24 protein-coding genes and 1 pseudogene are annotated in these 22,670 nt (G+C 55.4%); 11 read left to right on the forward strand and 14 right to left on the reverse strand.

Annotated features, from left to right (window positions below):
- The first annotated feature begins 131 nt into the window (after window positions 1-131).
- The 4 genes from AC2FGB_RS13625 to AC2FGB_RS13640 are packed head-to-tail and all read left to right on the forward strand — an operon-like array spanning window position 132 to window position 3,915.
- Window positions 132-1,187, forward strand: coding sequence for a hemin-degrading factor (locus AC2FGB_RS13625; RefSeq protein WP_496690068.1), 1,056 nt, complete (start codon window positions 132-134; stop codon window positions 1,185-1,187).
- Window positions 1,184-2,050 carry a heme/hemin ABC transporter substrate-binding protein gene (locus tag AC2FGB_RS13630; protein ID WP_496694028.1) on the forward strand — a complete coding sequence of 289 codons (867 nt, stop codon included), beginning with the start codon at window positions 1,184-1,186 and terminating at the stop codon, window positions 2,048-2,050. Before AC2FGB_RS13625 ends, AC2FGB_RS13630 begins: the two co-directional genes overlap by 4 nt.
- Window positions 2,047-3,123 carry a FecCD family ABC transporter permease gene (locus tag AC2FGB_RS13635; protein ID WP_496690034.1) on the forward strand — a complete coding sequence of 359 codons (1,077 nt, stop codon included), beginning with the start codon at window positions 2,047-2,049 and terminating at the stop codon, window positions 3,121-3,123. The genes AC2FGB_RS13630 and AC2FGB_RS13635 overlap by 4 nt, the downstream gene beginning before the upstream one ends.
- 3 nt (window positions 3,124-3,126) lie before the next feature.
- Window positions 3,127-3,915 carry a heme ABC transporter ATP-binding protein gene (locus tag AC2FGB_RS13640; RefSeq protein ID WP_496694029.1) on the forward strand — a complete coding sequence of 263 codons (789 nt, stop codon included), beginning with the start codon at window positions 3,127-3,129 and terminating at the stop codon, window positions 3,913-3,915.
- A gap of 24 nt (window positions 3,916-3,939) precedes the next feature.
- Here the strand turns inward: AC2FGB_RS13640 and AC2FGB_RS13645 are convergent, their stop codons facing one another.
- Complete coding sequence (locus AC2FGB_RS13645; protein WP_496694064.1) at window positions 3,940-4,644, reverse strand: SDR family oxidoreductase; 705 nt, start codon at window positions 4,642-4,644, stop codon at window positions 3,940-3,942.
- 98 nt (window positions 4,645-4,742) lie between these two features.
- Between AC2FGB_RS13645 and AC2FGB_RS13650 the strand changes: the two genes are divergently transcribed.
- Window positions 4,743-5,621, forward strand: a complete 879-nt coding sequence (locus AC2FGB_RS13650; RefSeq protein ID WP_496694030.1) for a LysR substrate-binding domain-containing protein — start codon at window positions 4,743-4,745, stop codon at window positions 5,619-5,621.
- Window positions 5,622-5,849: 228 nt separating this feature from the next.
- Here the strand turns inward: AC2FGB_RS13650 and AC2FGB_RS13655 are convergent, their stop codons facing one another.
- The 11 genes from AC2FGB_RS13655 to AC2FGB_RS13705 form a co-directional block, all read right to left on the reverse strand.
- The gene (locus tag AC2FGB_RS13655; protein ID WP_496690038.1) at window positions 5,850-6,941 is read right to left on the reverse strand and encodes an alpha-hydroxy acid oxidase; all 1,092 of its coding nucleotides are present in this window, start codon (window positions 6,939-6,941) and stop codon (window positions 5,850-5,852) included.
- Window positions 6,941-7,495, reverse strand: a complete 555-nt coding sequence (gene comE / locus AC2FGB_RS13660) for a sulfopyruvate decarboxylase subunit beta (protein ID WP_142637717.1) — start codon at window positions 7,493-7,495, stop codon at window positions 6,941-6,943. Before comE ends, AC2FGB_RS13655 begins: the two co-directional genes overlap by 1 nt.
- A complete protein-coding gene (gene comD / locus AC2FGB_RS13665; RefSeq protein ID WP_496690039.1) occupies window positions 7,492-7,998 on the reverse strand; it encodes a sulfopyruvate decarboxylase subunit alpha in 507 nt (168 codons plus the stop codon). The genes comE and comD overlap by 4 nt, the downstream gene beginning before the upstream one ends.
- Before the next feature lie 40 nt (window positions 7,999-8,038).
- Window positions 8,039-8,452 carry a universal stress protein gene (locus AC2FGB_RS13670; protein ID WP_282027722.1) on the reverse strand — a complete coding sequence of 138 codons (414 nt, stop codon included), beginning with the start codon at window positions 8,450-8,452 and terminating at the stop codon, window positions 8,039-8,041.
- Between the two features lie 33 nt (window positions 8,453-8,485).
- The gene (locus AC2FGB_RS13675) at window positions 8,486-9,466 is read right to left on the reverse strand and encodes an alcohol dehydrogenase catalytic domain-containing protein (RefSeq protein WP_496690040.1); all 981 of its coding nucleotides are present in this window, start codon (window positions 9,464-9,466) and stop codon (window positions 8,486-8,488) included.
- A complete protein-coding gene (locus tag AC2FGB_RS13680; protein ID WP_282022013.1) occupies window positions 9,463-10,224 on the reverse strand; it encodes an SDR family NAD(P)-dependent oxidoreductase in 762 nt (253 codons plus the stop codon). The genes AC2FGB_RS13675 and AC2FGB_RS13680 overlap by 4 nt, the downstream gene beginning before the upstream one ends.
- Window positions 10,217-11,524, reverse strand: a complete 1,308-nt coding sequence (gene hisD / locus AC2FGB_RS13685; protein WP_142637705.1) for a histidinol dehydrogenase — start codon at window positions 11,522-11,524, stop codon at window positions 10,217-10,219. Before hisD ends, AC2FGB_RS13680 begins: the two co-directional genes overlap by 8 nt.
- A gap of 12 nt (window positions 11,525-11,536) precedes the next feature.
- On the reverse strand, window positions 11,537-12,865 hold the full coding sequence (locus AC2FGB_RS13690; protein WP_142637703.1) for a TRAP transporter large permease: 1,329 nt from the start codon (window positions 12,863-12,865) through the stop codon (window positions 11,537-11,539).
- A gap of 12 nt (window positions 12,866-12,877) precedes the next feature.
- Window positions 12,878-13,390 carry a TRAP transporter small permease gene (locus AC2FGB_RS13695; protein WP_281973202.1) on the reverse strand — a complete coding sequence of 171 codons (513 nt, stop codon included), beginning with the start codon at window positions 13,388-13,390 and terminating at the stop codon, window positions 12,878-12,880.
- Window positions 13,391-13,504: 114 nt separating this feature from the next.
- A complete protein-coding gene (locus AC2FGB_RS13700; RefSeq protein ID WP_496690041.1) occupies window positions 13,505-14,653 on the reverse strand; it encodes a TRAP transporter substrate-binding protein in 1,149 nt (382 codons plus the stop codon).
- A gap of 21 nt (window positions 14,654-14,674) precedes the next feature.
- On the reverse strand, window positions 14,675-14,860 hold the full coding sequence (locus AC2FGB_RS13705) for a hypothetical protein (protein WP_142637697.1): 186 nt from the start codon (window positions 14,858-14,860) through the stop codon (window positions 14,675-14,677).
- A 289-nt stretch (window positions 14,861-15,149) separates the two neighbouring features.
- Between AC2FGB_RS13705 and AC2FGB_RS13710 the strand changes: the two genes are divergently transcribed.
- From AC2FGB_RS13710 to AC2FGB_RS13720, 3 genes are all read left to right on the forward strand, one after another.
- A complete protein-coding gene (locus tag AC2FGB_RS13710; RefSeq protein ID WP_496694031.1) occupies window positions 15,150-15,368 on the forward strand; it encodes a hypothetical protein in 219 nt (72 codons plus the stop codon).
- A gap of 405 nt (window positions 15,369-15,773) precedes the next feature.
- Window positions 15,774-15,887: an AraC family transcriptional regulator gene (locus AC2FGB_RS13715; RefSeq protein WP_496690043.1), complete on the forward strand. Its 114-nt coding sequence runs from the start codon at window positions 15,774-15,776 to the stop codon at window positions 15,885-15,887.
- 52 nt (window positions 15,888-15,939) lie between these two features.
- Complete coding sequence (locus AC2FGB_RS13720) at window positions 15,940-16,779, forward strand: EamA family transporter (protein WP_496694032.1); 840 nt, start codon at window positions 15,940-15,942, stop codon at window positions 16,777-16,779.
- A 49-nt stretch (window positions 16,780-16,828) separates the two neighbouring features.
- Here the strand turns inward: AC2FGB_RS13720 and AC2FGB_RS13725 are convergent.
- Window positions 16,829-17,089 (reverse strand): annotated as a pseudogene (locus tag AC2FGB_RS13725) (transposase); the annotation flags it as partial.
- A 255-nt stretch (window positions 17,090-17,344) separates the two neighbouring features.
- On the opposite strand from AC2FGB_RS13725, the gene AC2FGB_RS13730 reads away from it, so the two are divergent.
- The 3 genes from AC2FGB_RS13730 (at window position 17,345) to AC2FGB_RS13740 (ending at window position 21,630) form a co-directional block, all read left to right on the forward strand.
- A complete protein-coding gene (locus tag AC2FGB_RS13730; protein WP_271949918.1) occupies window positions 17,345-18,364 on the forward strand; it encodes a putative 2-aminoethylphosphonate ABC transporter substrate-binding protein in 1,020 nt (339 codons plus the stop codon).
- 132 nt (window positions 18,365-18,496) lie between these two features.
- Window positions 18,497-19,612 carry a putative 2-aminoethylphosphonate ABC transporter ATP-binding protein gene (locus tag AC2FGB_RS13735; protein ID WP_496694033.1) on the forward strand — a complete coding sequence of 372 codons (1,116 nt, stop codon included), beginning with the start codon at window positions 18,497-18,499 and terminating at the stop codon, window positions 19,610-19,612.
- Window positions 19,609-21,630, forward strand: a complete 2,022-nt coding sequence (locus tag AC2FGB_RS13740) for a putative 2-aminoethylphosphonate ABC transporter permease subunit (protein WP_496694034.1) — start codon at window positions 19,609-19,611, stop codon at window positions 21,628-21,630. The genes AC2FGB_RS13735 and AC2FGB_RS13740 overlap by 4 nt, the downstream gene beginning before the upstream one ends.
- Window positions 21,631-21,662: 32 nt before the next feature.
- Here the strand turns inward: AC2FGB_RS13740 and AC2FGB_RS13745 are convergent, their stop codons facing one another.
- Window positions 21,663-22,553, reverse strand: a complete 891-nt coding sequence (locus AC2FGB_RS13745; RefSeq protein ID WP_142637687.1) for a LysR substrate-binding domain-containing protein — start codon at window positions 22,551-22,553, stop codon at window positions 21,663-21,665.
- Between the last annotated feature and the right edge of the window lie 117 nt (window positions 22,554-22,670).

The raw sequence follows: 22,670 nt of genomic DNA on the forward strand, positions 1-22,670 counted from the left end.
TCGTTAATAAAGGTTACTAAAACAGTCAACAATAAATCGTTGTCGCATCGCCGACTCTCGCCAGCGGGCACCCGAACAATTCGGCTGCCGGGCCAGCACCTCTGAAAATCAACTCGAAGATGGGAAAACCCATGACGGAAAAGGTGCCTAACACCCCGGCTCAAATTCGTGCAGCCTATGCGCAAAACAGCGGCAAACGTGACCGCGATCTGGCAGAATCGATTGGACTTACCGAAGGCCAGTTGGTCGCTGCCTTCGCCGGGAACGACGTTACACGGCTGACGGCAAAACTTGATGACCTTTTCCCAATGCTCAACGGGTTGGGAGAGGTTATGGGGTTGACGCGCAATATCTCCTGCGTGATCGAAAAGGTCGGTCAATACGACAACTACCATTCGGGTGCTCATGCCTCGATGGTTCTGACAGATGAGATTGATTTGCGCATGTTTCCCGGCCATTGGGTCCATGCCTTTGCGATCGAACGCAAAACCGACAGCGGTGTGAAACGCTCGCTTCAGGTCTTTGATGCCGCAGGCGATGCGGTGCACAAGATATTCCTGCGCGAAGGATCGGATCTGGACCATTGGGATAAGCTTGTCAGCGCCCTTGCGTCTGAGGACCAATCGCAAACTCTTGATTTAGAACCGCGCCGACCGACCGAAGCGCCCAAGTCCAACCCCGAAAAGACGGAAATCCTACGTGCGGAATGGGCCAAGATGACGGACACCCACCAGTTCATGCGCTTGACCTCAAAGCTCAAGATGAACCGATTGGGGGCCTATCGCATCGCCGGCCAACCGCTCGTCAGGGAACTGACGCCGTCGGTAATATCACCAATGTTCGAACAGGTGTGCGACAAGGAGATTGAGGTGATGATCTTTGTTGGCAATCGTGGATGTATCGAAATTCACGGTGGCCGTATCGGAACGATCAAGCAGATGGGACCCTGGTTCAATGTGCTAGACCCGCGTTTCAATTTGCATCTGAGGACGGACCATATTGCAGAGGTCTGGGCTGTCACCAAACCGACGCAGCGCGGCCCCGCCGTCTCTGTCGAGGCGTTCGATGCCGAAGGTGGGCTGATCTTCCAGATATTCGGTCTGCGCACTGGCGAAACCGACCATCGCCCGGTCTGGGACGCGCTGGTTGCCGAACTTGAACCACAACCCGAGGCCGCGCTGACATGAACAGGATGCGAGTGATCTGGCCTGCCTTGGCTATGCTGCTAAGTACACAGGTCGCGCAGGCTGCGGACGACGAACCAAAGCGGATCATCGCGATCGGCAGTTCCATCACTGAAATCGTCTACGCTCTGGGTCAGCAAGACAGGCTAGTTGGTCGCGACCGAACATCAACCTACCCGACAGAAGCGATGAACCTGCCCGATATCGGATACCGACGCGCGCTGTCGCCCGAAGGCGTTTTGTCGGTAGAACCAGACTTGGTCCTGGCGCTTGAAGGTTCAGGACCACCAGAGGCGATTGCGGTTCTGCAGGAAGCGGGCGTGCAATACGTCACGATCAAGGATGAGTTCTCTCTGGAAGGCGTGGTCGAAAAAATCCAAACCGTTGGGGCCGTGCTGGGCACTGACGTTGCTGCCGAGGGATTGGCAGCGCAAACCATACGCCAGATCAATCAGGCGGAATTGGCGGCTAGTAGTGCCGCAGGATCCAACCCGAAACGGGTTCTGTTTGTTCTGTCGGTGCAGGATAACCGGATCACAGTGGGAGGTGTGGATACCCAAGCAGACAGCATCATTCGATTGGCTGGCGGTGTAAATGCCGCCGCCAAAGTGTCAGGTTACAAGCCAATGACGCCCGAAGCGCTGGTGTCGGCTGCGCCTGATGTCATCCTTATGATGGATCGGCGGGGTGATAATAATACCGAGGATGCCGCGCTCTTTTCACTGCCCGCAGTCAAGCTGACCCCGGCGGGCCAGAACAAGATGCTGATCCGCATGCAGGGTGCATATCTTCTTGGGTTTGGCCCTCGAACCGCCAGTGCCATTTCTGATCTGTCAGCAGCCCTGCAGGATGAAGGTGGCTCATGACGCTGACGTTGGATCATATGAGCGCCGAGGCACCCGGGTACAATCGGCGAGCAACCGCACGGCGGGTTACCTTGGCCTTACTGGTATTGCTTGGCCTGACCAGCGCCGCAAGCATTTCAGTCGGTGCTTCGGATGCGTCGTTAAACATGGCGGTGATCGACCTAATCAATGGGCGGTCCCTGTCTGACCTGAATCGGATTGTCCTTTGGGACATACGCTTGCCCCGGCTTGCCATGGGGATTCTGGTCGGTGCCGCGCTGGCTGTTTCAGGGGTGGTCATGCAAGGGCTTTTCCGAAACCCGTTGGCGGACCCCGGAATTGTCGGCGTCAGCGCGGGCGCAGGTCTGGGCGCAATTTCAGCCATCATCCTTGGCAGCCACTTGCCAGTGTCGGTTTTGGTCTGGACAGGAAACGGGTTAGTGGCCATTGCTGCTTTTCTTGGTGGCTGGGCGTCTGTTCTGATCCTATACCGTGTCTCGACCAGCGGGGGGCAGACTTCGGTCGCAACCATGCTACTGGCCGGCATTGCATTAGGTGCCTTATCCGGCGCCGCATCGGGTGTTCTGGTATACATGGCCGATGATCAGCAATTACGCGACCTGACGTTCTGGGGAATGGGATCGTTAGCTGGGGCAACCTGGACCAAAATCGCCTCGGCTGCGCCAATCATTTTGGTTGCCCTTGCAAGCACACAATTTCTGGCTCGCGCGCTTAACGGTCTGGCGATGGGAGAGGCTGTCGCCCATCACATGGGCATCCCGGTTCAGCGCAGCAAGAACATCGCCATTCTTGCAGTTTCCGGTGCAACAGGGGCCGCTGTTGCCGTGTCCGGCGGCATCGGATTCATCGGAATTGTGGTCCCCCATTTGCTACGTCTGGCAACCGGGCCGGACCACCACAGGCTTTTGATGAATTCCGCCCTGCTGGGTGCCAGTCTGCTGCTATGCGCCGACATGATCAGCCGGGTCGTGGTGGCCCCGGCGGAACTGCCAATCGGGATCGTCACGGCAATTCTCGGCGCACCGGTCTTTCTTTGGATCCTCCTGCGCCGCCACGGCATTATGGGAATGTAAATCATGCAAGGTAAGAATATCTGCGTCAGTCTGGGCCGAAAGGACATCTTGCACGACGTGAATTTCAAGGCCGATCCCGGTCAGGTCACCGCAATCATCGGGCCCAACGGATCGGGCAAGTCGACCTTACTAAAGGCATTGGCCGGAGAGATTGCCTCGACCGGAACCATCACCCTGAATGGCCACGACATCTCAGAGTTAAAGCCCTGGCAACTGGCCGCAAAACGGGGCGTGCTGCCACAATCGACCAGCGTGGCCTTTCCTTTCAAAGTGCACGAGATTGTCAGACTGGGGCTGGCAAACGGGTTGGCCGCACAAGATGACAGTTCGGTCACTACCGCCCTGGCACATGTCGACTTAGCCGGGTTCGAGCAGAGGTCTTACCAGACCCTGTCCGGGGGTGAGCAGCAGCGTATACAGTTAGCCCGTGTTTTGACGCAGGTCTGGCAGGCACAACGGGCCGATCATCCCAGTTGGCTTTTACTGGACGAACCGGTTGCCAGCCTGGATATCGCGCATCAATTTACGGTCCTTGGTATCGCAAGCGATTTTGCCGCCCAAGGTGGAGGTGTGGTGGTGGTGATGCACGATCTGAACCTCACCGCGTTATTTGCAGACTGTGTTTACGTGATGTCACAGGGCACTGTCTGGGGCTCTGGTACACCTTCAAATATCCTCACCGACGACCTGATGCAGCAAGTTTACGGCATCAACCTACCGATCGGCATTGTGCCGACCGGCCCGCTTCCTTTTGTACTGCCTCAGGCAATGCACAAATGCATTGAGGCTTGATGTTGTGCAAACAGATACGTTGCCTCAGACAGCTCGGGTCAATCCCCCATCAACGCGCAAGTTTTGACCCGTCATATAGCCACCGCCTTCAGACGCCAGCCATGAGACAAGCGAAGAGACCTCCGCAGCATGACCGTAACGTCCCATCGGAATCCGGGCTTTGCGGTCTTCTGTTTCGGGCAGGCTGTCGATGAAACCCGGCAGGATGTTATTCATGCGAATATTCTCTGCGGCATATTTATCAGAATAGAGTTTGGCAAAGGCGGCCAATCCTGCCCGGAAGACGCCTGATGTTGGAAACAGCGGATCGGGCTCAAACGCCGCGAAAGTAGAGATGTTGATAATCACCCCCCTGCCCTGTTGCTGCATCAAGGGTGTCACCAGCCGTGTTGGGCGGATCACATTCATCAAATAGACCTCCATCCCTTGATGCCAATCATCGTCACCGATCTCTAATACGGGCCCTTTCGGGCCATGACCGGCGGAATTGACCAAGACATCGACGTGGCCCCAACGCTCCGTCGCGCCCGTGACCAAAGCAGTCAGATCGTCACCACTGAGGTTAGAACCAGTGACGCCAAAACCACCCAGCTCGGCGCCGAGTGCTTCGCCTTTACCCGAAGAAGAGAGGATGCCGACTTTGAAGCCATCTTTGGCAAGCCGGCGCGCCGCGTCAGCCCCCATGCCACTCCCGCCCGCGGTAATCAAAGCTACTTTTTCTACTGCCATCTGACGATTCCCCTTTTGTATTCTGTGAAAATATCCTGTTTCGATGGATCGTTCGATTGAGATTTGATGTTTCATTACAGTAGAAATACTATTGTCTCATGGCTGATCTTCCTCCCCTCAACGGTTTACGGGCATTCGAAGTCGCTGGGCGCCGCCTCAGTTTCCGCGCCGCTGCCGATGAGTTGGGCGTAACACAAGGGGCGGTGGCGCAGCAGGTGCGACTGCTGGAAGCTCACCTAGAAGTCACATTGTTCGAAAGGGTGCCCAAAGGATTGGAGTTCACCTCGGTTGGCCGTAGCTATCACGCACGTATATCGGTTGCCTTTGCGAGCCTTAGATCTGCAACCGCCGAGCTAAAGCCGGAACCGGACAAGGTTATAATAAGCGTTACCCCGACTTTTGCTGCGAGATGGTTGATCCCGAATCTGCCGGACTTTGCAGAGAGCCATCCGGAAATCGACTTGCGGATCATGGCCACTGAAAAAGTCTCCAGCTTTCACAGCGACGGGATCGACCTTGCCGTCCGGCAGGGATCGCCGCCGTTTGGCGCCGCGCTTCGGGCGGCGCTTATTTTCAGACAAGAGGTGATTGCCGTAGCCGCACCCGAGTTTATCAGCGACGCATTCGATTCGTTAACACCAGATGACCTTGCACACCTGCCCAAAATTCATGACACGCATGACCTTTGGCCGCGATACCTTGCAAACCTAGGGGTTCGTGACAAATCGCAACGCGGCCTTCGATTAAGCCAGACAGCGCTTGCGGTCGACGCTGCCATCGCGCGGCAGGGTGTGGCCCTTGTCAGCCGTTTCATGGTTTCCCGAGATCTTGAGGCAGGACGCCTGGTAGAGGTTGGTGCGGCAAGAGACATCGGTGGTAGCGATTTTTACCTCCTCATAGAGCGTTCGGCCGCAAACCAACACGCGGTGATGCAAGTCGTAAACTGGCTAAAATCGCGGTCGGCGAGAGAAACGTGATCGGCTTTCGCTTCCTGCAAAGCGCACGCATGCGCGTCTGAAATGAATGGTTGCTTAGGTTTCCCAACGCTTCCCAATTCAGGGTATTTGCACTCTCGAACCTGCCGGCAAACACCTCGGGCCGCTGGCGTAGTCGAACACAGCGTCCGGGGCAAAATAATTCGTAACGGCATCCGGATCGTGTGCGTTAGAGGCGTTACCGACGGCATTCACATTTGTTCCGTTGCTTCAGGTCAGTTTCGTCCGACCAACCTGAGCAAGTGCACTGGACAACTCTTCGCTGAGAATATTCCACAGTCTATGCAAACCCTCTTCGCCGGCCGCGGCGATGGCAAATTGCAATACGCGGCCAAAGAACACATAATTTGCGCTCTGATCGAGGGCTTTCAGAACGTCTTCGCCAGATCGTAAGCCACTGTCGTAAAATAGCGGAAAATCCGCACCAACGCTATCTCGTATCCGGCCCAGCGCGTGAACGGCTGCGGGTGCGCTTTCAAGTTGCCGTGCGCCATGATTTGACACTTGAATGGCGTCAACGCCTTCGGATTTCAACTGCAGCGCATCCTCGGCGTTGGTCACGCCTTTTACTACCAGGTTGCCCTGCCACAAATCGCGCAGAGCCTTCAATGTTGTCCAAGTCGCCCTCGCGCGGCTTTCGGTGCGGTCGAATTCAAAGCCCGGCATCTCGAAATTTGCCATCTGCGGACGACCTGCGGCAAGTGACATAAGCGACCATTGCGGGTGCAGGGCAAAGTCCAGAAATTGGCGGGGTCCGATACGGAATGGCATGGTAAAACCATGGCGCAACTCACGCGGTCGGCGACCAACCTCGGGCACGTCGACGGTTACGATCAGGGTTTCGTATCCGGCATCTTGCGCCCGCTTTGCCAGCTTGAATGACCCCGTTCCGTCCCCGCTGAAATAAAGCTGGAACCACGCGTGCCCTTCGGCGACCTCGATCATTTTTTCCAGCGGGGTTGAGGCCACGGTCGAGACCCCCAAAGGCACGGATGCGCGCGCGGCCAACCGCGCCAGCATCAGATCTGCACCAGGTCTGGACAAATTACACATGCCCATCGGCGCAATGCCAAAGGGCCGCTTGGCAATCTTGCCAAACAGCGGCATGTCCAAAGACCGATGGCTGACATCTTTCAGTATCCGGGGTTCAAGGCAAATGTCATCCAGAGCAGCGCGGTTACGCGCAGCCCCCGTTTCTGACCCTGCGGCCCCATCGATATAGTCAAACACCATCCAAGGCAGACGTGCCTTGGCCAAACGCCGCGCATCCTCACTGGAATGAATTCGCGCGGCGCGGTTCATCAACCAGCCACCGCTTTCATAAAGCGATCCTTGATGATCACCGGGTCCATTGTAATGACTGGCATCTTGGCATTTCCGCTGTCGCATTTCACGATCATGACCGTGCCGACCTGCGCGTCCATCGCCTCTTGCAATGCTTTCCCGGTATCAACATCCTGCACTTCAACGACATTGTCACATCCGGCCGCACGCGCCATGCCCGCCAAGTCGGTCTTGCGCCCGGTATAGGTCGGCTGATCACCGGTTGATCCATATGATCCATTGTCGATGATCATCAGGATAAAGTTTGGAGGCATATTGTTCCCAATGGTTGGCAAGGTGCCCAGATTGGTTAACACCGACCCGTCGCCATCAATGGAGATCACGGTTTTAGGCTGCGCCAGCGCCAGACCCAAGCCGATAGACGAAGCGAGGCCCATCGTGCCGAGCATGTAGAAATTCGTTGGTTGATCGTCGATGGCATGCAGTTCTTGGCTGGGGATGCCAATGTTGCAGACCACTAGTTGATCACGGAGTTGAGGTGCAATTTCCTTGAGGATTTCAGAACGGATCATTGGTCGCCATAGCCTCCCCAGAAACTGGCATCGGTCAGGATTGCCACGGGTTTGTTGCACATAAAGGTATACTTCAGGATCATATCCAGCTCTTCCACATCCTTCTGGTGATGGAAGTGGTAGGTGGGGATATTCATCTGTGCCAGCAGCGCCTTGGTATGCACCGCCATTTCCACCTGGCAAGCCACGGGCTCACGCAGCTCTCCGCGGTAGCTGATCAACATCGGCAGCGGCATCCGGTAATACTGGATCAACGTCGCAAGAGTGTTGATCGTCACCCCAATGGCTGTGTTCTGCATGATGATCGCAGGGCGTTTTCCACCCATCCACGCACCGGCACACAGGCCCATGCCCTCGTCTTCCTTGTTCGACGGAATATGGAAGATATCGGGGTGTTGGTCTATTTCCTCGATAACGCCCGCAAGCTGTTTGCAGGGCACCGTCGTCACGAACGAGATGTCATTCGCGACAAGATCATCGGTGATCTTCTTGTCTATGTTCATGTTGCAGAAGGGCCTTTCTTGAAAGGAGAGGAGAGCGTCATCAAGAGGACGCGCGATGCACATGGACGGCACAGCCTGCGTGCCGCACGACGCGAGCAGCTGTGGAGCCCAGGAAATAATCTCTCAGACCAGGTTTGTGGGATCCAAGCACGATGCAGTCGATGCCATGCGCCTCGGAATAGTCGATGATAGTGCGGGCCGAATGTCCTTTTACAATCACAGGCGTGACACCGGGATGTCCAGACAATTTGCCCTCAAGATCAGCACGCGCTTTTTCAAACCCGGCGGCAACCATCTCTTCGTCCAGATACGCACTAACAGAGCCTTGGGGCGCCTCATGAACGTGAAGGGCGAAGATCTGGGCATCCTTTGCACTCAGCGCGTTGGCTATCTCAAGTGTATGAGTCGACACGCCATGGTCCAGCGCCATCGGGACGAGGATTTTATAGTACATGAAGTGTCTCCATTTGGTTGGTGATCATAAGTGTCAGGCCCACGGATCGAGGATGATCTTGGGGGCTGCAACCGCTCCCGATCGTAGATCGGCAAATGCCTGCGGTCCATCATTCAGGCTGCGATGTTCTGCCCAGTCTAGCGGGCCAAGCGCGCCATCGAAAAGCGCGCTGCAGGTATCCCGGAAGTCCTCCGGTGTGTAGGTATAGGTTCCAATGAACGTCACCTCTTGCAAGGTCATCCGCCGGATATCGAGGCCACCCGTGTCTTCTCCCAGGCCGATGTGGACAATGACACCCCCCGGTTCAGCCATGGCAGAAGCTGCCGCGCGTGTTGCCGCGTATCCGACGGCGTCGACCACGATGCCGTACTGCCCTGCCCCTGTGGGTACAGATTTCACAAGGCATTGATCTTCCAGGAATGTGCGTCGCTTGTCGCTTGGTTCAGCAACAGTTACGTCATCGACCCCCTGCGCCTTGAGGGCAAGGGCCGCGGCAAGACCAATAGCCCCGCCCCCCAGTACAAGCGCCGTGCGGCTGGCACCCGGATCAAGCGCCGTCAGCCCCAACCGTATGGAATGCCAACTGACGGCCAGAGGTTCGGCCAGTGCAGCCTTTTGCAACGGAACATGATCCGGCACCACGATAAGATTGCTGCCTTGCATTGCCACATATTGAGCAAAGGCCCCTTCGCGCGGCGGCATGGAGATGATCATACGGTCCGGGCACAGGTTATCTCGGCCCGTCTGACACGCGGGACAAGTGCCACAGCTGACCAGCGGATTGATCGTGACCCGTTCGCCGTCACGCGCGCCGCCCTCAATCACACCAGCAGCCTCATGGCCCAGAATCAAGGGCGCAGGACGCCTGTCGTCATGGCCGAGGTAGGCGTGCATGTCCGACCCGCAGATGCCCGAGGCCTCGATACGAACCAGCGACTGGCCCTGGCCGACCGTCGGGTTGGGGACTTCGCGCACACCAAGCGTTTCGACACCTTCGTAGACCAACGCTTTCATTTTGCTGTGAACCCTCCGTCGACCATCAAGGTTTGTCCGGTCACGTAACCGGACGCGTCCGAGCAGAGAAACAGCATGGGGCCGTCCATGTCTTCCAAACGGCCATTGCGTCCGATGCAGGTCTGGACGGCATTGCGCGTGGCTCGGTTCGGATCGGCAAAGACGGCCTCGGTCAGTTCTGTCGGAAAAAATCCGGGTCCGATCGCATTGGCTGTGATGCCATAGGTCGACCAGGCCTCAGCCATTGCGCGGGTCAGTTGGGCTATGCCCGCCTTGGTCGTCCCATAGGCGATGCCACCGGGAAAAGCGCGCGTGGTTTGGAGCGATGCAAAATTCACGATCCGCCCCCACCCCTTGGCCTTCATGGCGGGCACCAGTGCCTGGCTCAGGAAAAACGGAGCCGAGATGTTCAGCGCCACGGTCTGATCCCAACCTTCTGGTGTCACGTCATCCGCCGTCTGACGGATGTTGATGCCAGCGGCGTGCACAATGATGTCTGGCGCTCCGAACGGTGCGCTGACCGCTTCTACCAAGTGTGGGAGTGCATCACGGTCGGCGACATCCGCTGCAACGTAGTCCACATCTTCGCCGACCTCGTTTTGCAAGCGCTGCAGGGCGTCCTCGCGCCGGGCTACGCCCACCACGCGGGCCCCGGCACTTGCCAGTGCGATGACCGCACGCCGCCCGAGGCCGGAGCTGGCGCCGGTTACACAGGCCACGCGGCCAGTCAGGTCAAACAGTGATCTTGGATCAGCCATTTGCGGTCAGGTCGAATGCTTCATCCGGGAAATACTTGGCCAGACGAACATCCGCAGCACGGGCGTGCCCCTCCATCCCTTCAAGGCGGGAAATGCGCGCTGTGGCTTCGGCAACCTGCTTGGCACCCTCGCGTGTTGCACGCTGCCATGTGACAATCTTCATGTATTTGTGGACTGACAAACCGCCAGTATAGTTGGCGGCCCCTGACGTTGGCAGCACATGATTGGTACCCGTCGCTTTGTCACCATAGGAAACGGTCGTCTCTTCCCCAAGGAACAACGAGCCGTAACATGTGAGCCGCTCAAGCCACCAATCCAGATCTTCGGCCTGCACTGTCAGGTGTTCGGGCGCGTAATCATCGGAGCAAACAGCCATTTCTTCGCGATCTGAGCATACGATCACTTCCGCATAGTCACGCCAAGCGGCAAAGGCGTTGTCGCGGTTCACCTCGGGCAGATCATCAATCAGGGCAGGCACAAGCTCCATCACCTTTTCGGCCAACACCCGGTCATCTGTGACCAGCCAAACAGGCGAGTTGTAGCCATGTTCGGCCTGACTTACCAAATCCGTTGCCACGATATGCGGATCAGCTGTTGCATCTGCAAGGATCAAACTGTCCGTTGGGCCCGCGATCATGTCGATCCCGACACGGCCAAAAAGAATGCGCTTGGCTTCTGCAACAAACTGATTGCCGGGGCCCACGAGGATGTTGGCCTTGGGCAGGCCAAACAGTCCGAACGTCATTGCAGCCACACCCTGAACGCCACCAAGTGCCATAATCTTGTCCGCACCACACAGGTTCGCGGCATAAATGATGGCCGGGGCAACTCCTACACCGGGACGGGGTGGCGAACAGGCGGTAATGTGGCGACAACCTGCAACTTTGGCCGTTGTCACAGTCATGATGGCCGAAGCAATGTGGCTATAGCGACCGCCGGGCACATAACAGCCCGCCGCATCAACAGGGATAGCCTTTTGCCCCGCAATCATGCCCGGTACGATTTCAACCTCGACATCGGATACTGTGGCCTTTTGCGCCTCGGCAAACCGTTTGACGTTGTCATGCGCAAACCGGATGTCCGCTTTCAGCCTCTCCGGCACAAGCGCTCCTGCCGCCTCGATTTCTTCGGCAGTCAAAAGGACATTGCCCTCGTACTGATCGAACTTGGCGGCGTATTCCATAGCCTTTGCATCTCCGCCTGCCTCAATATCAGCCAGAATTGTCCTGACCGTCTCGTGGACTTCGGAAGCATCCGATTTAGCGGTTAGGGTCGCTTTTTTCAGGTATTCACGTTTCATCTTAGCGAGGTCCTACTTGTAGATTTCGGGCAAGAACGTAGTCGAAATCGCTGGCATATAAGCAATCAGCAACACAACCAAGAACATGCAAAGAACAAAGGGAACGGCACGGGCGGCAATCTTGAGGATGGATTCCCCGGTTATGCCAGACACCACGAACAGGTTGAGCCCCAATGGCGGCGTGATGAAGCCTACGCCAAGAGCTGTGATCATCATGATGCAGAACTGTATCTCGTTCATGCCGATGTTGTCCGCGAGTGGTTTCAGGATAGGCGCAAGGATCACGATATTCGGCGTGGTTTCCATAACGCAACCGGCGGCGATCAGGATTCCGATCATCAGCAGGATCAGTAACCATGGTTCATCCGTCAGCCCGGTCACCGATGTCACAAAACCTTGCGGCACGCCCATGATGGCCAGCGCTTCGGCCAGCGGAGCCGAGAAAGCGATTATGGGAAGGATGACGCCGTTCACCTTTGCCGAACTGACCAGCATGGCGGGAAAATCCGCAAGGGACAGCGTCCGCAGAATAAAGCCCATGATGATTGTCACGACGACGGCCGTTGCACCCGCTTCTGTTGGTGTCAGGCGGCCCGAGAATATGCCGTAAAAGATGATGCCCGGCACGATAAACGCATACCAACCGGATTTTAGAGCACGGCCCAGATTACCCAACCATTCGGCCATCGTCATCTGTCCACCACCTTCATAGGCGTAGATGCGGTTAACGATCAGGTTCGTGATCAGGATCGACAACAGGATCGCGATCCCCGGGATCAAGGCCGCAAGGAACAAGGTCGATGCGGATATCCCCAGAACAAGGCCGATGATGATATAGGCGATCGACGGTGGGATCAAAATGCCGGTACAGGCGCCTGCCGCCACCAGAGCGCAGGCATAGGGGCGCGGATAGCCGCTTTCGACCAAGCGTGCGATAGTCATACGTCCAACCGCGGCCGCACCAGCTGCGTCCGATCCCGAAATGGCCGCAAACATGCCACAGACAAGAACCGTGGCAGACCCGAAACCACCCTTGGTGAAACACGTCAATGCCTCGGCAACATCAAGGAATTTTCGACTGAGCCCGGTTCGGACCAGCACGTCCCCTGTCAGGATAAACAGCGGCACCGCCGTCAGCGCGAAGGCGTCAATGCCGGTGAACAGCTTTTCACCAACAAGGCTCAGGGGAAGGTCGCCGGACATGACCAGCATCAGGATCGCCGAAGTCCCGATGGCGGCCCAAACCGGAACCGCCAGTGCAATCAGCGAGACGAATATGATAACGGGGAGATAGAAATCCCAACCCAGCTCGACGGTTTGATCAAAGGTTTGCCAAAGCATTCAATTCATCCCTCAATCAAAGAGTGTGTCGCCCTCAAAAACGGGTTTGCCCGTTCTGAGAGAATGGATGTCGCGCAGTAGGGATTGAATCAGCCGCAATATGATCAGGCCGAACCCCAATGGAACCGCCATCAGGAACCATACTTTGGAAATGCGCAGCCCGTCCGTGACCGACCCGAATTTGGCAGACACATGCACGGCTTCGTAGGACCAATAGAGGGCAATCACAGCAACACCGAACATCACCAGGTCGCCAAAGATATACAGCAAAGCCTTCGGACGCGGCCCAAGGTAGTGCATCAGCACGTCAATGCGGATATGCGCGCGCTCTTTCACTGCAGCCGCAGCACCAATCCATGCGAGATAGATGAAGGAGTACCGCACAATTTCTTCGCCCCAGATCGAGGAAAAAGAGAATATTTCCCGGCGCAGCACCTCGATCGCCATGGTGATGACAAGCATCACGTAGAAGACCAGAAGCAACCAGCGCTCGGCGTCTCTATCAATTCGGCGCAAAAAGCTCATGTGAGAACCTGCTGATTTGCCTAGCAAAACGAACCGCGCTGAAGCGTTTGGATTTTACTGAGGCGGGAGAATATTGGTGATCGGGCGCGCGTGGAGGCACGCCCGACCCGACTGTTAAGCGTCATGCACGTAGTACTTGCCTTGGGTACCTGCGGCTTCTTCCATCTTGGCGAAGTTGTCCATGGACCCGGCCAGATCGATCTTGAACTCGTCCCATTCGGACCGTTGGTAGCCACCAGCGGCTTTCCATTCGGCCAGTTGCTCTTCGCTGAGCGAGTGGAATTCGACACCTGCTTTGATCAGTTCGGCCATAGCGTAGGCGCGGGCCGATGGCACTTTGGCAAGGTTCTGGTGCGAGGTCATCTCGGACCCCCACATGATCCCTTCCTGCACGTCGGCGGGCATTGAGTTAAACCATTCCAGGTTGCACGAATAAACTTGGCTGTCTGGCACGGCCTGGGTGAAAGTCACATGGCTCAGGATATCTTTGAAACCAAAGACTTCGAGCGCACCCACGGACGGGTCAAGCGCGTCAGCGACGCCCTGTTTGATCGCAGACGGGGTTTCTCCCCAGGCCACAGGCGTCGGATTTGCACCAACCATGCGATAGTATTGCTGCAGCATCTTCGAGCCGGGAACGCGGAACTTGACGCCGGACAGATCGCCGGGTGTCAGGACCGGTCCGGGGCCGCCCTTGCGGATGGCGACGACACGCGGGTCGATATTGATGTAAAACAGCGCCTTAAAGCCGTTTTCTTCGACCTTCGGCTCGACCGAGTCTTTCCAGAACTGCGAGTTGACGAGGTTTGTGAAACGCTGGTTCGATCCGCACAGATACGGCATGTTGATCAGGTCAACGGTCGACGCAAACGGCGCGAAATTCGAAAGCGAATGCTGTGCTGCCTGAATTGTGCCACCCTGCACCGCCTGCACCAGCGCGCCGCCTGCACCCAGCTGCCCGCCAGGCGCGAGTTTGACATAGATCTTGCCGTTGGTCGCGTTCTGGATGTTTTCCTTCAGGTCCAGCTGCATGATTGGATAACCACGCGACGCACCGACTGGATAGGCAGTTGCCAGAACCATGATATGGTCCGCGGCAGCCTCACGGTCGCGCTCTTCGCTGGCACTTTGCGCTGCAGCTTCAGTTGACCACAACGTCCCCGCAGCACCAGCTACCATGGCCGCCGTGAAGCCGCCTGTTGCCGTCAATTTCAGAAAATTTCGGCGTGCTGCCGACGCAAGGTCCTTGCGATCTTTGTCCATTATGTTTCCTCCCAGAAATCCTTAGCTGCCGTTCTTTTTGTTTCGGTCAGCCTCTTTTTGAAGAATGGCGACGACAAACAATATCGACGCGGCAAACAGAACCAGCATTTCGCCCACGTCCCCAAGGAATGCGCTTGCTGCAAAGGCCCCCAGAGCGACGTTGGCGAAGTAGATGACAAAGACGATCAGCGAGGCGGTAAGGAACATAAAACAGGATCCGAAAAGGTTGCAGTTCTGAGCGACACTGTAAGCGCTTACATTTGATTCGTGCAAGCGCTTACATTCGAGGCACATTTTTTGGCGCTCTCGGCGATTGCGGAAAGGAAGACCCCAAGCAGCGACCAAAGTAATACTACTATGGTCGGATACATTCTGAAAATTCATCGTGTTAGCCAAGTCGCCGTACAACAAGAACGGTGGGCCGGATTCCACACCGCTGCATCAGCCGTTGCGCGGGATGTCAAAAACCCCGACCGTGAACTTATGGAGAAATTCAATGAATGAGATGACCAATCTGCACGCGCCAACGAGTATCTCGCCCTTTCTATCCCATTATGACAATTTCATCGGAGGCGACTTTTGCAAGCCAAAGGCAGGCCGGTATTTTGACAATCTAAGTCCGATCACCGGCCAGCCCATTGGCCAAATCGCACGGTCTGATGCTTCAGACGTTGAGGCCGCACTGGACCCAGCGCATTCGACTGCCGATACCTGAGGTTCGACCAGCGTGACCGAGCGCGCGAATGTTCTCATGCGGATAGAGCAAAAGCTGGACGACAATCTGGAGCTGCTGGCTATTGCGTGGTCCTGAATCCGGCCAAGCAACACCAGCGACGATCATGGTGTTCTGTGAACTGATCGCGGATATCCTGCCTGCTGGCGTGTTGAATATGGTTAACGGATTTGGCCTTGAGGCGGGTATAGGGCCCTGCGGCGTTCATTTCGCATATAATACGTTTTCTTCAATTCTGATTGAATTCTCTCAAGACACGGAAGCCGGACAGTTTTGACCGCGAATCAATGCCTAACCTCGTTACGAACCATGACGAACTCAAAGCCAAACTATATGGCAGAGCGGTGGGAGAAGGCTCATGCCATCGCCGAATTCACTGACCTGTAAATGACAGAAATTGCATTGGCCTGTGGATTTGTTTCCTGTACGACGCTTTCGCAGCGATACAAGCGAAGATTTGGTAGAACACCAGTCGATCAGCTCATGAAGCAGAGCGCATAGAGGTGCAAAATCATATGTGTCTACAAGGCGTTTTCGCTGATTGCGACGAGCAATGACAGTACATGCGATCCTCATCGTACTGTTTGCGGCTTTCCTTCATGCGCTGTGGAATGCGGTCGTAAAGGGCGCGCCTGACAAGGCCATTATGTTGGGATTAATCTCGATCGGGCATGCCATACCTGCGCTTGCCGTGCTTCCTTTTACGGGCTTTCCAGTAATGGCTGCAATTCCATACATTATTGGTTCCACCTTGATTCATTGGGGATACTACTGGTTTCTCAACACCGCCTACCGTTACGGCGATTTATCGGTGGTGTACCCCATCTCGCGCGGGATAACGCCCATATTAGTGGCGTTGGGAGCGGTCTTTCTTGCCGGTGAATTCCTTCCTCCGGGCGCGTGGATCGGTATTGTCTGCATTTCGGCCGGCATCGGTTGCCTGTCTTTTGGCGGACTTGGAAAGGGCACGAACTGGGTAGGCATCGCGGCGGCATTCGGAACTGGTTTGATGATTGCTTCCTACTCTTTGGTTGACGGTATTGGCGTGAGATTGTCAGGGAATACGCTTGGATATATCACGGTATTGTTCGTGGCCGAGATCCTCGTGGCGGGGTTCATCTTCTCGACCCGATGGGAACGCCTCATCGCACTTCCAAAGAGATATGTCTGGTCAGGTTTAGCAGGAGGAATCATTTCCGGCTTAGCCTATGGTCTGGTGCTCTATGTTAAGAGTTTCGCACCGTTGGGTGTCGTATCGGCGCTCCGAGAAAGTTCGGTCATCTTCGCTTCAATAATTGGTGTGATGTGGTTTGGAGAGGGTCCAAAATCCAACAGGCTCCTGGCGGCGATAATCGTGGCAGTTGGAATTGTGGTTCTGGCCCTAACAAGATGACGTACAAGTTGGACTAAGGAGAAGGAAGTTGCGGGATAACGAGTCCAAGGCGCAGGTCTTTAACTTCGGATAAGGTCGCCGCACGTATCTTATAGCCCGCGAGGCGCTTCTTGCCAGCTTCAAGGAGTTCTTTGGACCAGCTATAGTACAGACTCTGAGCGATGCCTGCCCGGCAGCACAGCTCCGCAATGCTGTCTTTACCCTAGAGCCTGTCCAGAACGATCCTGATCTTCTCTTCCGCTGAATAGTGCTTGCGGGTAGCAGTATGTAGCCTCGGATTTCGTAGCCCACCGCCCGTTCGATGGGCCAATGCCGAAGCGTACTGATTTGAACGGAACTCTTGGGTGACTGGTGCAGGGAGAGTTCCTATCTCATATCAATGGGGTATGACACTCAATTCCGAGCGCTAGGGCGGATTGCCTTACATAGGTTTTGCTTATGATGTGGAAGGTATAATCGATTTTTCTTGATCTATTTATCTGTCACACTGCCGGGGCATGGAACTGCAAATAAGCGCTGCTCAAGAATGGCGTTCCCGAGAATAATCAACCGACAGAGGATCACGATGAAACATAAGACCAAATTTCTTGCAGCCCTGGCCGTAAGCTCCTTGACTGCTACAGTTGCGTTATCTGAAACCGAATTGACAGTTTACACAGCCGTCGAAGCTGAAGACCTGGCGCGCTACGCTGAGACGTTCAATGCGAGCAATCCGGACATCAAAATCAACTGGGTGCGGGATTCGACCGGGATCATCACCGCCAAACTGTTGGCCGAGAGGGACAACCCTCAGGCAGACGTCGTGTGGGGTCTCGCAGCCACTTCGCTGTTGTTGCTCAAGTCCGAAGGTATGCTGGAGCCTTACGCGCCTGCGGGTGTTGGCGACCTAGACGCGAAATTTGTCGATGGCGACAATCCTCCGGCGTGGGTTGGCATGGACGCTTGGGTTGCGGCAGTTTGCTACAATACCGTCGAGGCCGAGAAGGCGGGACTGAAGCCACCAACTTCGTGGAAGGATCTTACAGACCCCATGTATAAGGATCAGGTGATCATGCCAAATCCGAACTCGTCGGGCACTGGTTTCCTTGATGTTTCAAGTTGGCTGCAGATGTTCGGCGAAGAAGGCGGCTGGGAGTACATGGACGGATTGCACGAGAACATCGCGCGATATACCCACTCTGGTTCAAAGCCGTGCAAACTGGCTGCTGCAGGTGAGATCCCGATTGGCATCTCTTTTGCTTTCCGTGGTGCTAAGTCGAAAGCTGATGGTGCGCCGCTTGAGATCATTGTCCCGTCAGAAGGTGTCGGCTGGGACATGGAAGCGACCGCTATTGTTGCCGGTACTGCAAATCTCGAAGCCGCGCAGAAACTGGTTGATTTCACCGTCACCAAGGAAGCCAACGAGATGTACAATACAGGGTACGCCGTTGTCGCCTATCCTGGCGTCGCAAAACCGGTCGAGCACTTCCCTGAAGGTCTTCTGGATGCGATGATCGACAACGACTTTGAATTTGCCGCCAACAACCGCGCGGCGATACTGAAAGAATGGCAGTCTCGCTATGACGGGAAGTCTGAAGCGAAGTAAACCAACCTGCAGAAGAGGTGTAAGCACCTCTTCTGCACACCACTCTATTTTTCCAAACAACGCGACCAGCGCGCCCGGCTTCAACCGGCCCAGATCGGCCGTTCCCGAGGTGCAGATATGAGGACCGCTCCCGTGCTTCAGAAAACCCCACCCGGTGAACTGTATCTAAGCATCCAGAATTTGTGGAAGGCGTTCGGCAGCTTTCTTGCACTCAAGGACATATCCCTGGAAATCAACGAAGGCGAATTTGTCTGCTTTCTGGGGCCTTCGGGTTGCGGCAAAACAACCTTGCTCCGGGCGATTGCGGGTCTCGATCTGCAAACCAAGGGCACTGTCATGCAAGACGGCAAGGATGTGTCAAATCTGCCGCCGTCAGAGCGTGATTTCGGGATTGTGTTTCAGTCTTACGCCTTGTTCCCGAACCTGACGATCGAAAAGAACATTGCTTTCGGCTTGGAAAACACTGGTCGCAGCAAATCGGATATTGCCGTTCGTGTCAGCGAACTGCTTCTTTTGGTTGGGTTGCCTGAACAAGGCAAAAAGTATCCTGCGCAATTGTCCGGTGGCCAGCAGCAGCGGATTGCGTTGGCCCGCGCCATTGCGACCAACCCCGGTCTCTTGTTGCTGGATGAGCCGCTTTCGGCATTGGACGCAAAGGTGCGCGTCCATCTACGTCACGAAATCAAAGAGCTGCAGCGCAAACTGGGTGTGACTACTGTGATGGTTACGCATGATCAGGAAGAAGCGCTGGCGATGGCGGACCGGATCGTGGTCATGAATCATGGGGTTATCGAGCAGGTGGGGTCACCTACAGAAATTTACCGAGAACCCGCAAACTTGTTCGTGGCAGACTTCATCGGGGAAATGAACCAGATCCAGTCTCAGGTCACCAAGGGTGGTCGACTGAGTGTCGGCGAAAAGACCTTTGCGTGCCTCAGCCACACGTTCAACGACGGAATGCCAGCGATTGCGGCGATCCGACCGGAGGATATCATCCCGCATGAGGCTGGTTATCTCGATACCGGCGGCAACAGGAATTGCATCGACGTCACTCTCGATGAAATGGAATTCCTCGGTTCATTCTGGCGATGCCGCTTAAGCAACGAGCGATTTGGATCTTCGGAACTGATCGCAGATTTTTCGATCAATGCCGTGCGCCGCCTAGAACTGGAAGAGGGTAGGACCATGGTGATTGAGCTGCCCGAAAACCGGCTAATGGCCTTCGATGTTCCGGAGACGGCAGCATGAGCGAGATTTCAACCAACCCGGGGACTCTTCCAGCCGGACCTGACATCAAACCCAAGCTCAGCAGGGATGACGTCCTGATGCGCGGCAGCATGATCGTGATCGCACTCTATCTGGTCGCGACGTTGGTCCTGCCGCTTTACACGATGCTTTCCAAGTCATTCTCGACCTATCGGATGGAGTTGTCACAATACGAGTTTCAGGTCAGTGATGAAGCGGGGCAATTTGACGGAACCATCCTGTCAGCCGACACACTGAACGAACAAATCGGGGCTTTTTCAGGCACCGAACTGTCTACCGGCTCAGACGGGCGGCTATCGGTAACCGAGCTTTTTCCCGATTTCAGCTTTCGCAGTCCGGTCATGTACCAAATCCGTAACACAAGCGACACCGGGCGGTTTCTTGTCGGTTCTACGCTGCAAGACAATACGGATTGGGTCACGCTCGATTCCAATCAGTTCCGGCGGGTTCAGCTGAGGCCAGTTCAATCGCGAGGCTTGGAAAATTTCGTCAACTACTTCTCAACCCCGGCACTGTTCAATTCTATCAAGAACTCCCTTTGGATTTCTGTAATTAGCACCATTGTCACAGTAACTTTGGCGTTCTGGTTCGCTTATGCGCTCAACCGGAGTTGCATGCGGTTCAAGGGTGTGTTTCGTCTGATTGCGATGGCTCCGATCCTGGTGCCTTCGCTCTTGCCCGGGATCGCGCTGGTCTATCTGTTCGGCAATCAGGGCATGATAAAAGAGTTGCTGTTCGGCGCCAGTATCTATGGTCCGATTGGCATCGTGATAGGCTCGGTGTTCTTCACCTTCCCGCACGCCTTCCTGATCATTTCAACGGCGCTGGCGATCTCTGATGCACGACTATACGAAGCTGCAGTCAGCCTGCGTTCAACGCCGTGGCGTACTTTTTGGACGGTCACCGTTCCCGGCGCGCGATATGGTCTGATCTCGGCCGCTTTCGTTGTATTTAATCTGGTCATAACTGATTTTGGTCTGCCAAAAGTGATTGGAGGTCAGTTCAACGTTCTGGCGGTTGATATCTACAAGCAGGTGATCGGCCAGCAGAACTTTGAAATGGGTGCCGTAGTCTCGGTCGTTCTGGTGATCCCGGCAATCCTGGCGTTCGCGATCGACCGCATGGTGCAATCAAAGCAGGTTGCCTTATTGTCGGCCCGGTCGGTCCCGTACCAGCCAACCCCAAATCGAAAGGCAGATCGGTTCTTTCTAGTCTATTGCTGTCTGATCGGTTTGTTCATCGTTGGGCTGCTGGCTGTGTGCCAATTCGCGGCGCTAATCAAGTTTTGGCCCTACGACCTGAGCCTGAGCCTGAAGAACTACGATTTCAACAAGATGGATGGTGGCGGTTGGGGCTCTTACATTAACTCGATCAAGCTGGCGCTTTTGACGGCGGTGATCGGTACTTCAGTCGTCTTCTTTGGTGCTTATCTGGTTGAAAAGTCGAACGGGTTTAGAACAGGTCGATCGATCTTTCAGATGTTCGCGATGCTGCCAATGGCGATCCCGGGCATGGTACTGGGCCTGTCATACATCTTCTTCTTCAATAGCCCGTCTAATCCGCTGAACGGTATCTACGGAACAATGGCAATTTTGGTGATCTGTACGGTGACACACTTCTATACTGTGTCGCACCTGACGGCAGTGACAGCGCTCAAGCAGATGGACAGAGAATTCGAGTCGGTATCAGCCTCGCTCAAGCAACCGACGATGAAGTTGTTTGCCCGTGTCACGGTCCCTGTTTGCCTGCCAGCCGTGCTGGACATATCAATCTATCTGTTCGTAAACGCAATGACGACGGTATCTGCGGTTGTGTTCCTATACTCGCCCAAAACCACGTTGGCATCTATTGCAGTGCTAAACATGGACGATGCGGGCGATATTGCGCCAGCTGCCGCAATGGGGATGATGATCTTCTACACAAACGCCGCAGCGCGGATCATCCACCTGATTGCTTCCAAAGGCGTCCTCGGCCGCACGCAAGCCTGGCGAACCCGCTGACAAGAAAACCCATTTAGGCATCTCCCCACCGATCACTGATTGGTGGGGTTTTGTTTTTCTTCTAGAACAGAATTGGCGAATTTCATGAAGGCGCGAATGGTCTTCACCTCACGCCGTTGGGAGAGATAGATCATACTTTCTCCCATTTGCAGGTCGACGTCTTGCAGCTTGATTTGTCTGAGACGGTCGTCGTGACCGTATTCTGCCTGGGACACGAACCCGATACCTGCACCTGATGCCACCAACTCTCTGACGGCCTCTCTTCCTTCGGCCACAATCGCCGGTTTCAGCGGCACCCCCCGTTTACTGGCTTCATCTTCGAGCTTTTGGCGTGTTTTTGATCCCTGTTCCCTGAAGATGAGAGGCAACTCCGCCAGCTCTGCGAGGGACAATGTAGGTTTTGAGGCGAGAAGCAAACTGCGGGCCGTGAATGCCACGATCTCGGTCGAACCGAGGCTAAGAACACTCATGTCCTTGCCGGGAGACACGCTGCCAACAACACCAATTTCTGCATTGTAAGATCTGAGCTCCTCCAAAATGTCCTCGGTGTTGCCAGCGCGGACGGTAATCGTAATGTTCGAATATTTTTCTCGGAACGGTCCCAGAAAGTCGGTCAAGTGGTGCGCGGAATCGGCAAGGATCCGCAGCTCGCCGTCGATCGCAGCCCTCGTTTCTGACAGATAGTCCTCGATCTGATCCTCGATCTCAAAATACTGTTTGGTGTACCGGTAAAGCTGAGTCCCCTCCGGGGTTAGGTTCACTCTTTTTCGCTCACGCTTGAACAACAACAAATCATGATCCTGCTCAAGTTTGCGAACCTGCTCTGAGATTGCTGGCTGCGTCAAAAAAAGCGCCTCTGCAGCACGCGAAAACCCACCATATTTGGCCACGAAATGAAAGGCTTTGAGCTGGCTATGTCGCATTTCAAACTCCTGAAGGTTCGAGCATAGGCTGAGCTTATAATTAGATTGATATTTGCAATTTCACATATAGCTGCGGTTGCTGCAACTGTGTCTTTGAAACGTTGATCTGGAGCTTGG

This window comes from Ruegeria sp. CDSC021, assembly GCF_059610845.1.

What these genes read in the sequence shown, in the direction of transcription:
- AC2FGB_RS13625 (WP_496690068.1), top strand. Translation starts at nt 132, where the DNA reads ATGACGGAAAAGGTGCCTAACACCCCGGCTCAAATTCGTGCAGCCTAT.
- AC2FGB_RS13630 (WP_496694028.1), top strand. Translation starts at nt 1,184, where the DNA reads ATGAACAGGATGCGAGTGATCTGGCCTGCCTTGGCTATGCTGCTAAGT.
- AC2FGB_RS13635 (WP_496690034.1), top strand. Translation starts at nt 2,047, where the DNA reads ATGACGCTGACGTTGGATCATATGAGCGCCGAGGCACCCGGGTACAAT.
- AC2FGB_RS13640 (WP_496694029.1), top strand. Translation starts at nt 3,127, where the DNA reads ATGCAAGGTAAGAATATCTGCGTCAGTCTGGGCCGAAAGGACATCTTG.
- AC2FGB_RS13645 (WP_496694064.1), bottom strand. Translation starts at nt 4,644, where the DNA reads ATGGCAGTAGAAAAAGTAGCTTTGATTACCGCGGGCGGGAGTGGCATG.
- AC2FGB_RS13650 (WP_496694030.1), top strand. Translation starts at nt 4,743, where the DNA reads ATGGCTGATCTTCCTCCCCTCAACGGTTTACGGGCATTCGAAGTCGCT.
- AC2FGB_RS13655 (WP_496690038.1), bottom strand. Translation starts at nt 6,941, where the DNA reads ATGAACCGCGCCGCGCGAATTCATTCCAGTGAGGATGCGCGGCGTTTG.
- comE (WP_142637717.1), bottom strand. Translation starts at nt 7,495, where the DNA reads ATGATCCGTTCTGAAATCCTCAAGGAAATTGCACCTCAACTCCGTGAT.
- comD (WP_496690039.1), bottom strand. Translation starts at nt 7,998, where the DNA reads ATGAACATAGACAAGAAGATCACCGATGATCTTGTCGCGAATGACATC.
- AC2FGB_RS13670 (WP_282027722.1), bottom strand. Translation starts at nt 8,452, where the DNA reads ATGTACTATAAAATCCTCGTCCCGATGGCGCTGGACCATGGCGTGTCG.
- AC2FGB_RS13675 (WP_496690040.1), bottom strand. Translation starts at nt 9,466, where the DNA reads ATGAAAGCGTTGGTCTACGAAGGTGTCGAAACGCTTGGTGTGCGCGAA.
- AC2FGB_RS13680 (WP_282022013.1), bottom strand. Translation starts at nt 10,224, where the DNA reads ATGGCTGATCCAAGATCACTGTTTGACCTGACTGGCCGCGTGGCCTGT.
- hisD (WP_142637705.1), bottom strand. Translation starts at nt 11,524, where the DNA reads ATGAAACGTGAATACCTGAAAAAAGCGACCCTAACCGCTAAATCGGAT.
- AC2FGB_RS13690 (WP_142637703.1), bottom strand. Translation starts at nt 12,865, where the DNA reads ATGCTTTGGCAAACCTTTGATCAAACCGTCGAGCTGGGTTGGGATTTC.
- AC2FGB_RS13695 (WP_281973202.1), bottom strand. Translation starts at nt 13,390, where the DNA reads ATGAGCTTTTTGCGCCGAATTGATAGAGACGCCGAGCGCTGGTTGCTT.
- AC2FGB_RS13700 (WP_496690041.1), bottom strand. Translation starts at nt 14,653, where the DNA reads ATGGACAAAGATCGCAAGGACCTTGCGTCGGCAGCACGCCGAAATTTT.
- AC2FGB_RS13705 (WP_142637697.1), bottom strand. Translation starts at nt 14,860, where the DNA reads ATGTTCCTTACCGCCTCGCTGATCGTCTTTGTCATCTACTTCGCCAAC.
- AC2FGB_RS13710 (WP_496694031.1), top strand. Translation starts at nt 15,150, where the DNA reads ATGAATGAGATGACCAATCTGCACGCGCCAACGAGTATCTCGCCCTTT.
- AC2FGB_RS13715 (WP_496690043.1), top strand. Translation starts at nt 15,774, where the DNA reads ATGACAGAAATTGCATTGGCCTGTGGATTTGTTTCCTGTACGACGCTT.
- AC2FGB_RS13720 (WP_496694032.1), top strand. Translation starts at nt 15,940, where the DNA reads ATGACAGTACATGCGATCCTCATCGTACTGTTTGCGGCTTTCCTTCAT.
- AC2FGB_RS13730 (WP_271949918.1), top strand. Translation starts at nt 17,345, where the DNA reads ATGAAACATAAGACCAAATTTCTTGCAGCCCTGGCCGTAAGCTCCTTG.
- AC2FGB_RS13740 (WP_496694034.1), top strand. Translation starts at nt 19,609, where the DNA reads ATGAGCGAGATTTCAACCAACCCGGGGACTCTTCCAGCCGGACCTGAC.
- AC2FGB_RS13745 (WP_142637687.1), bottom strand. Translation starts at nt 22,553, where the DNA reads ATGCGACATAGCCAGCTCAAAGCCTTTCATTTCGTGGCCAAATATGGT.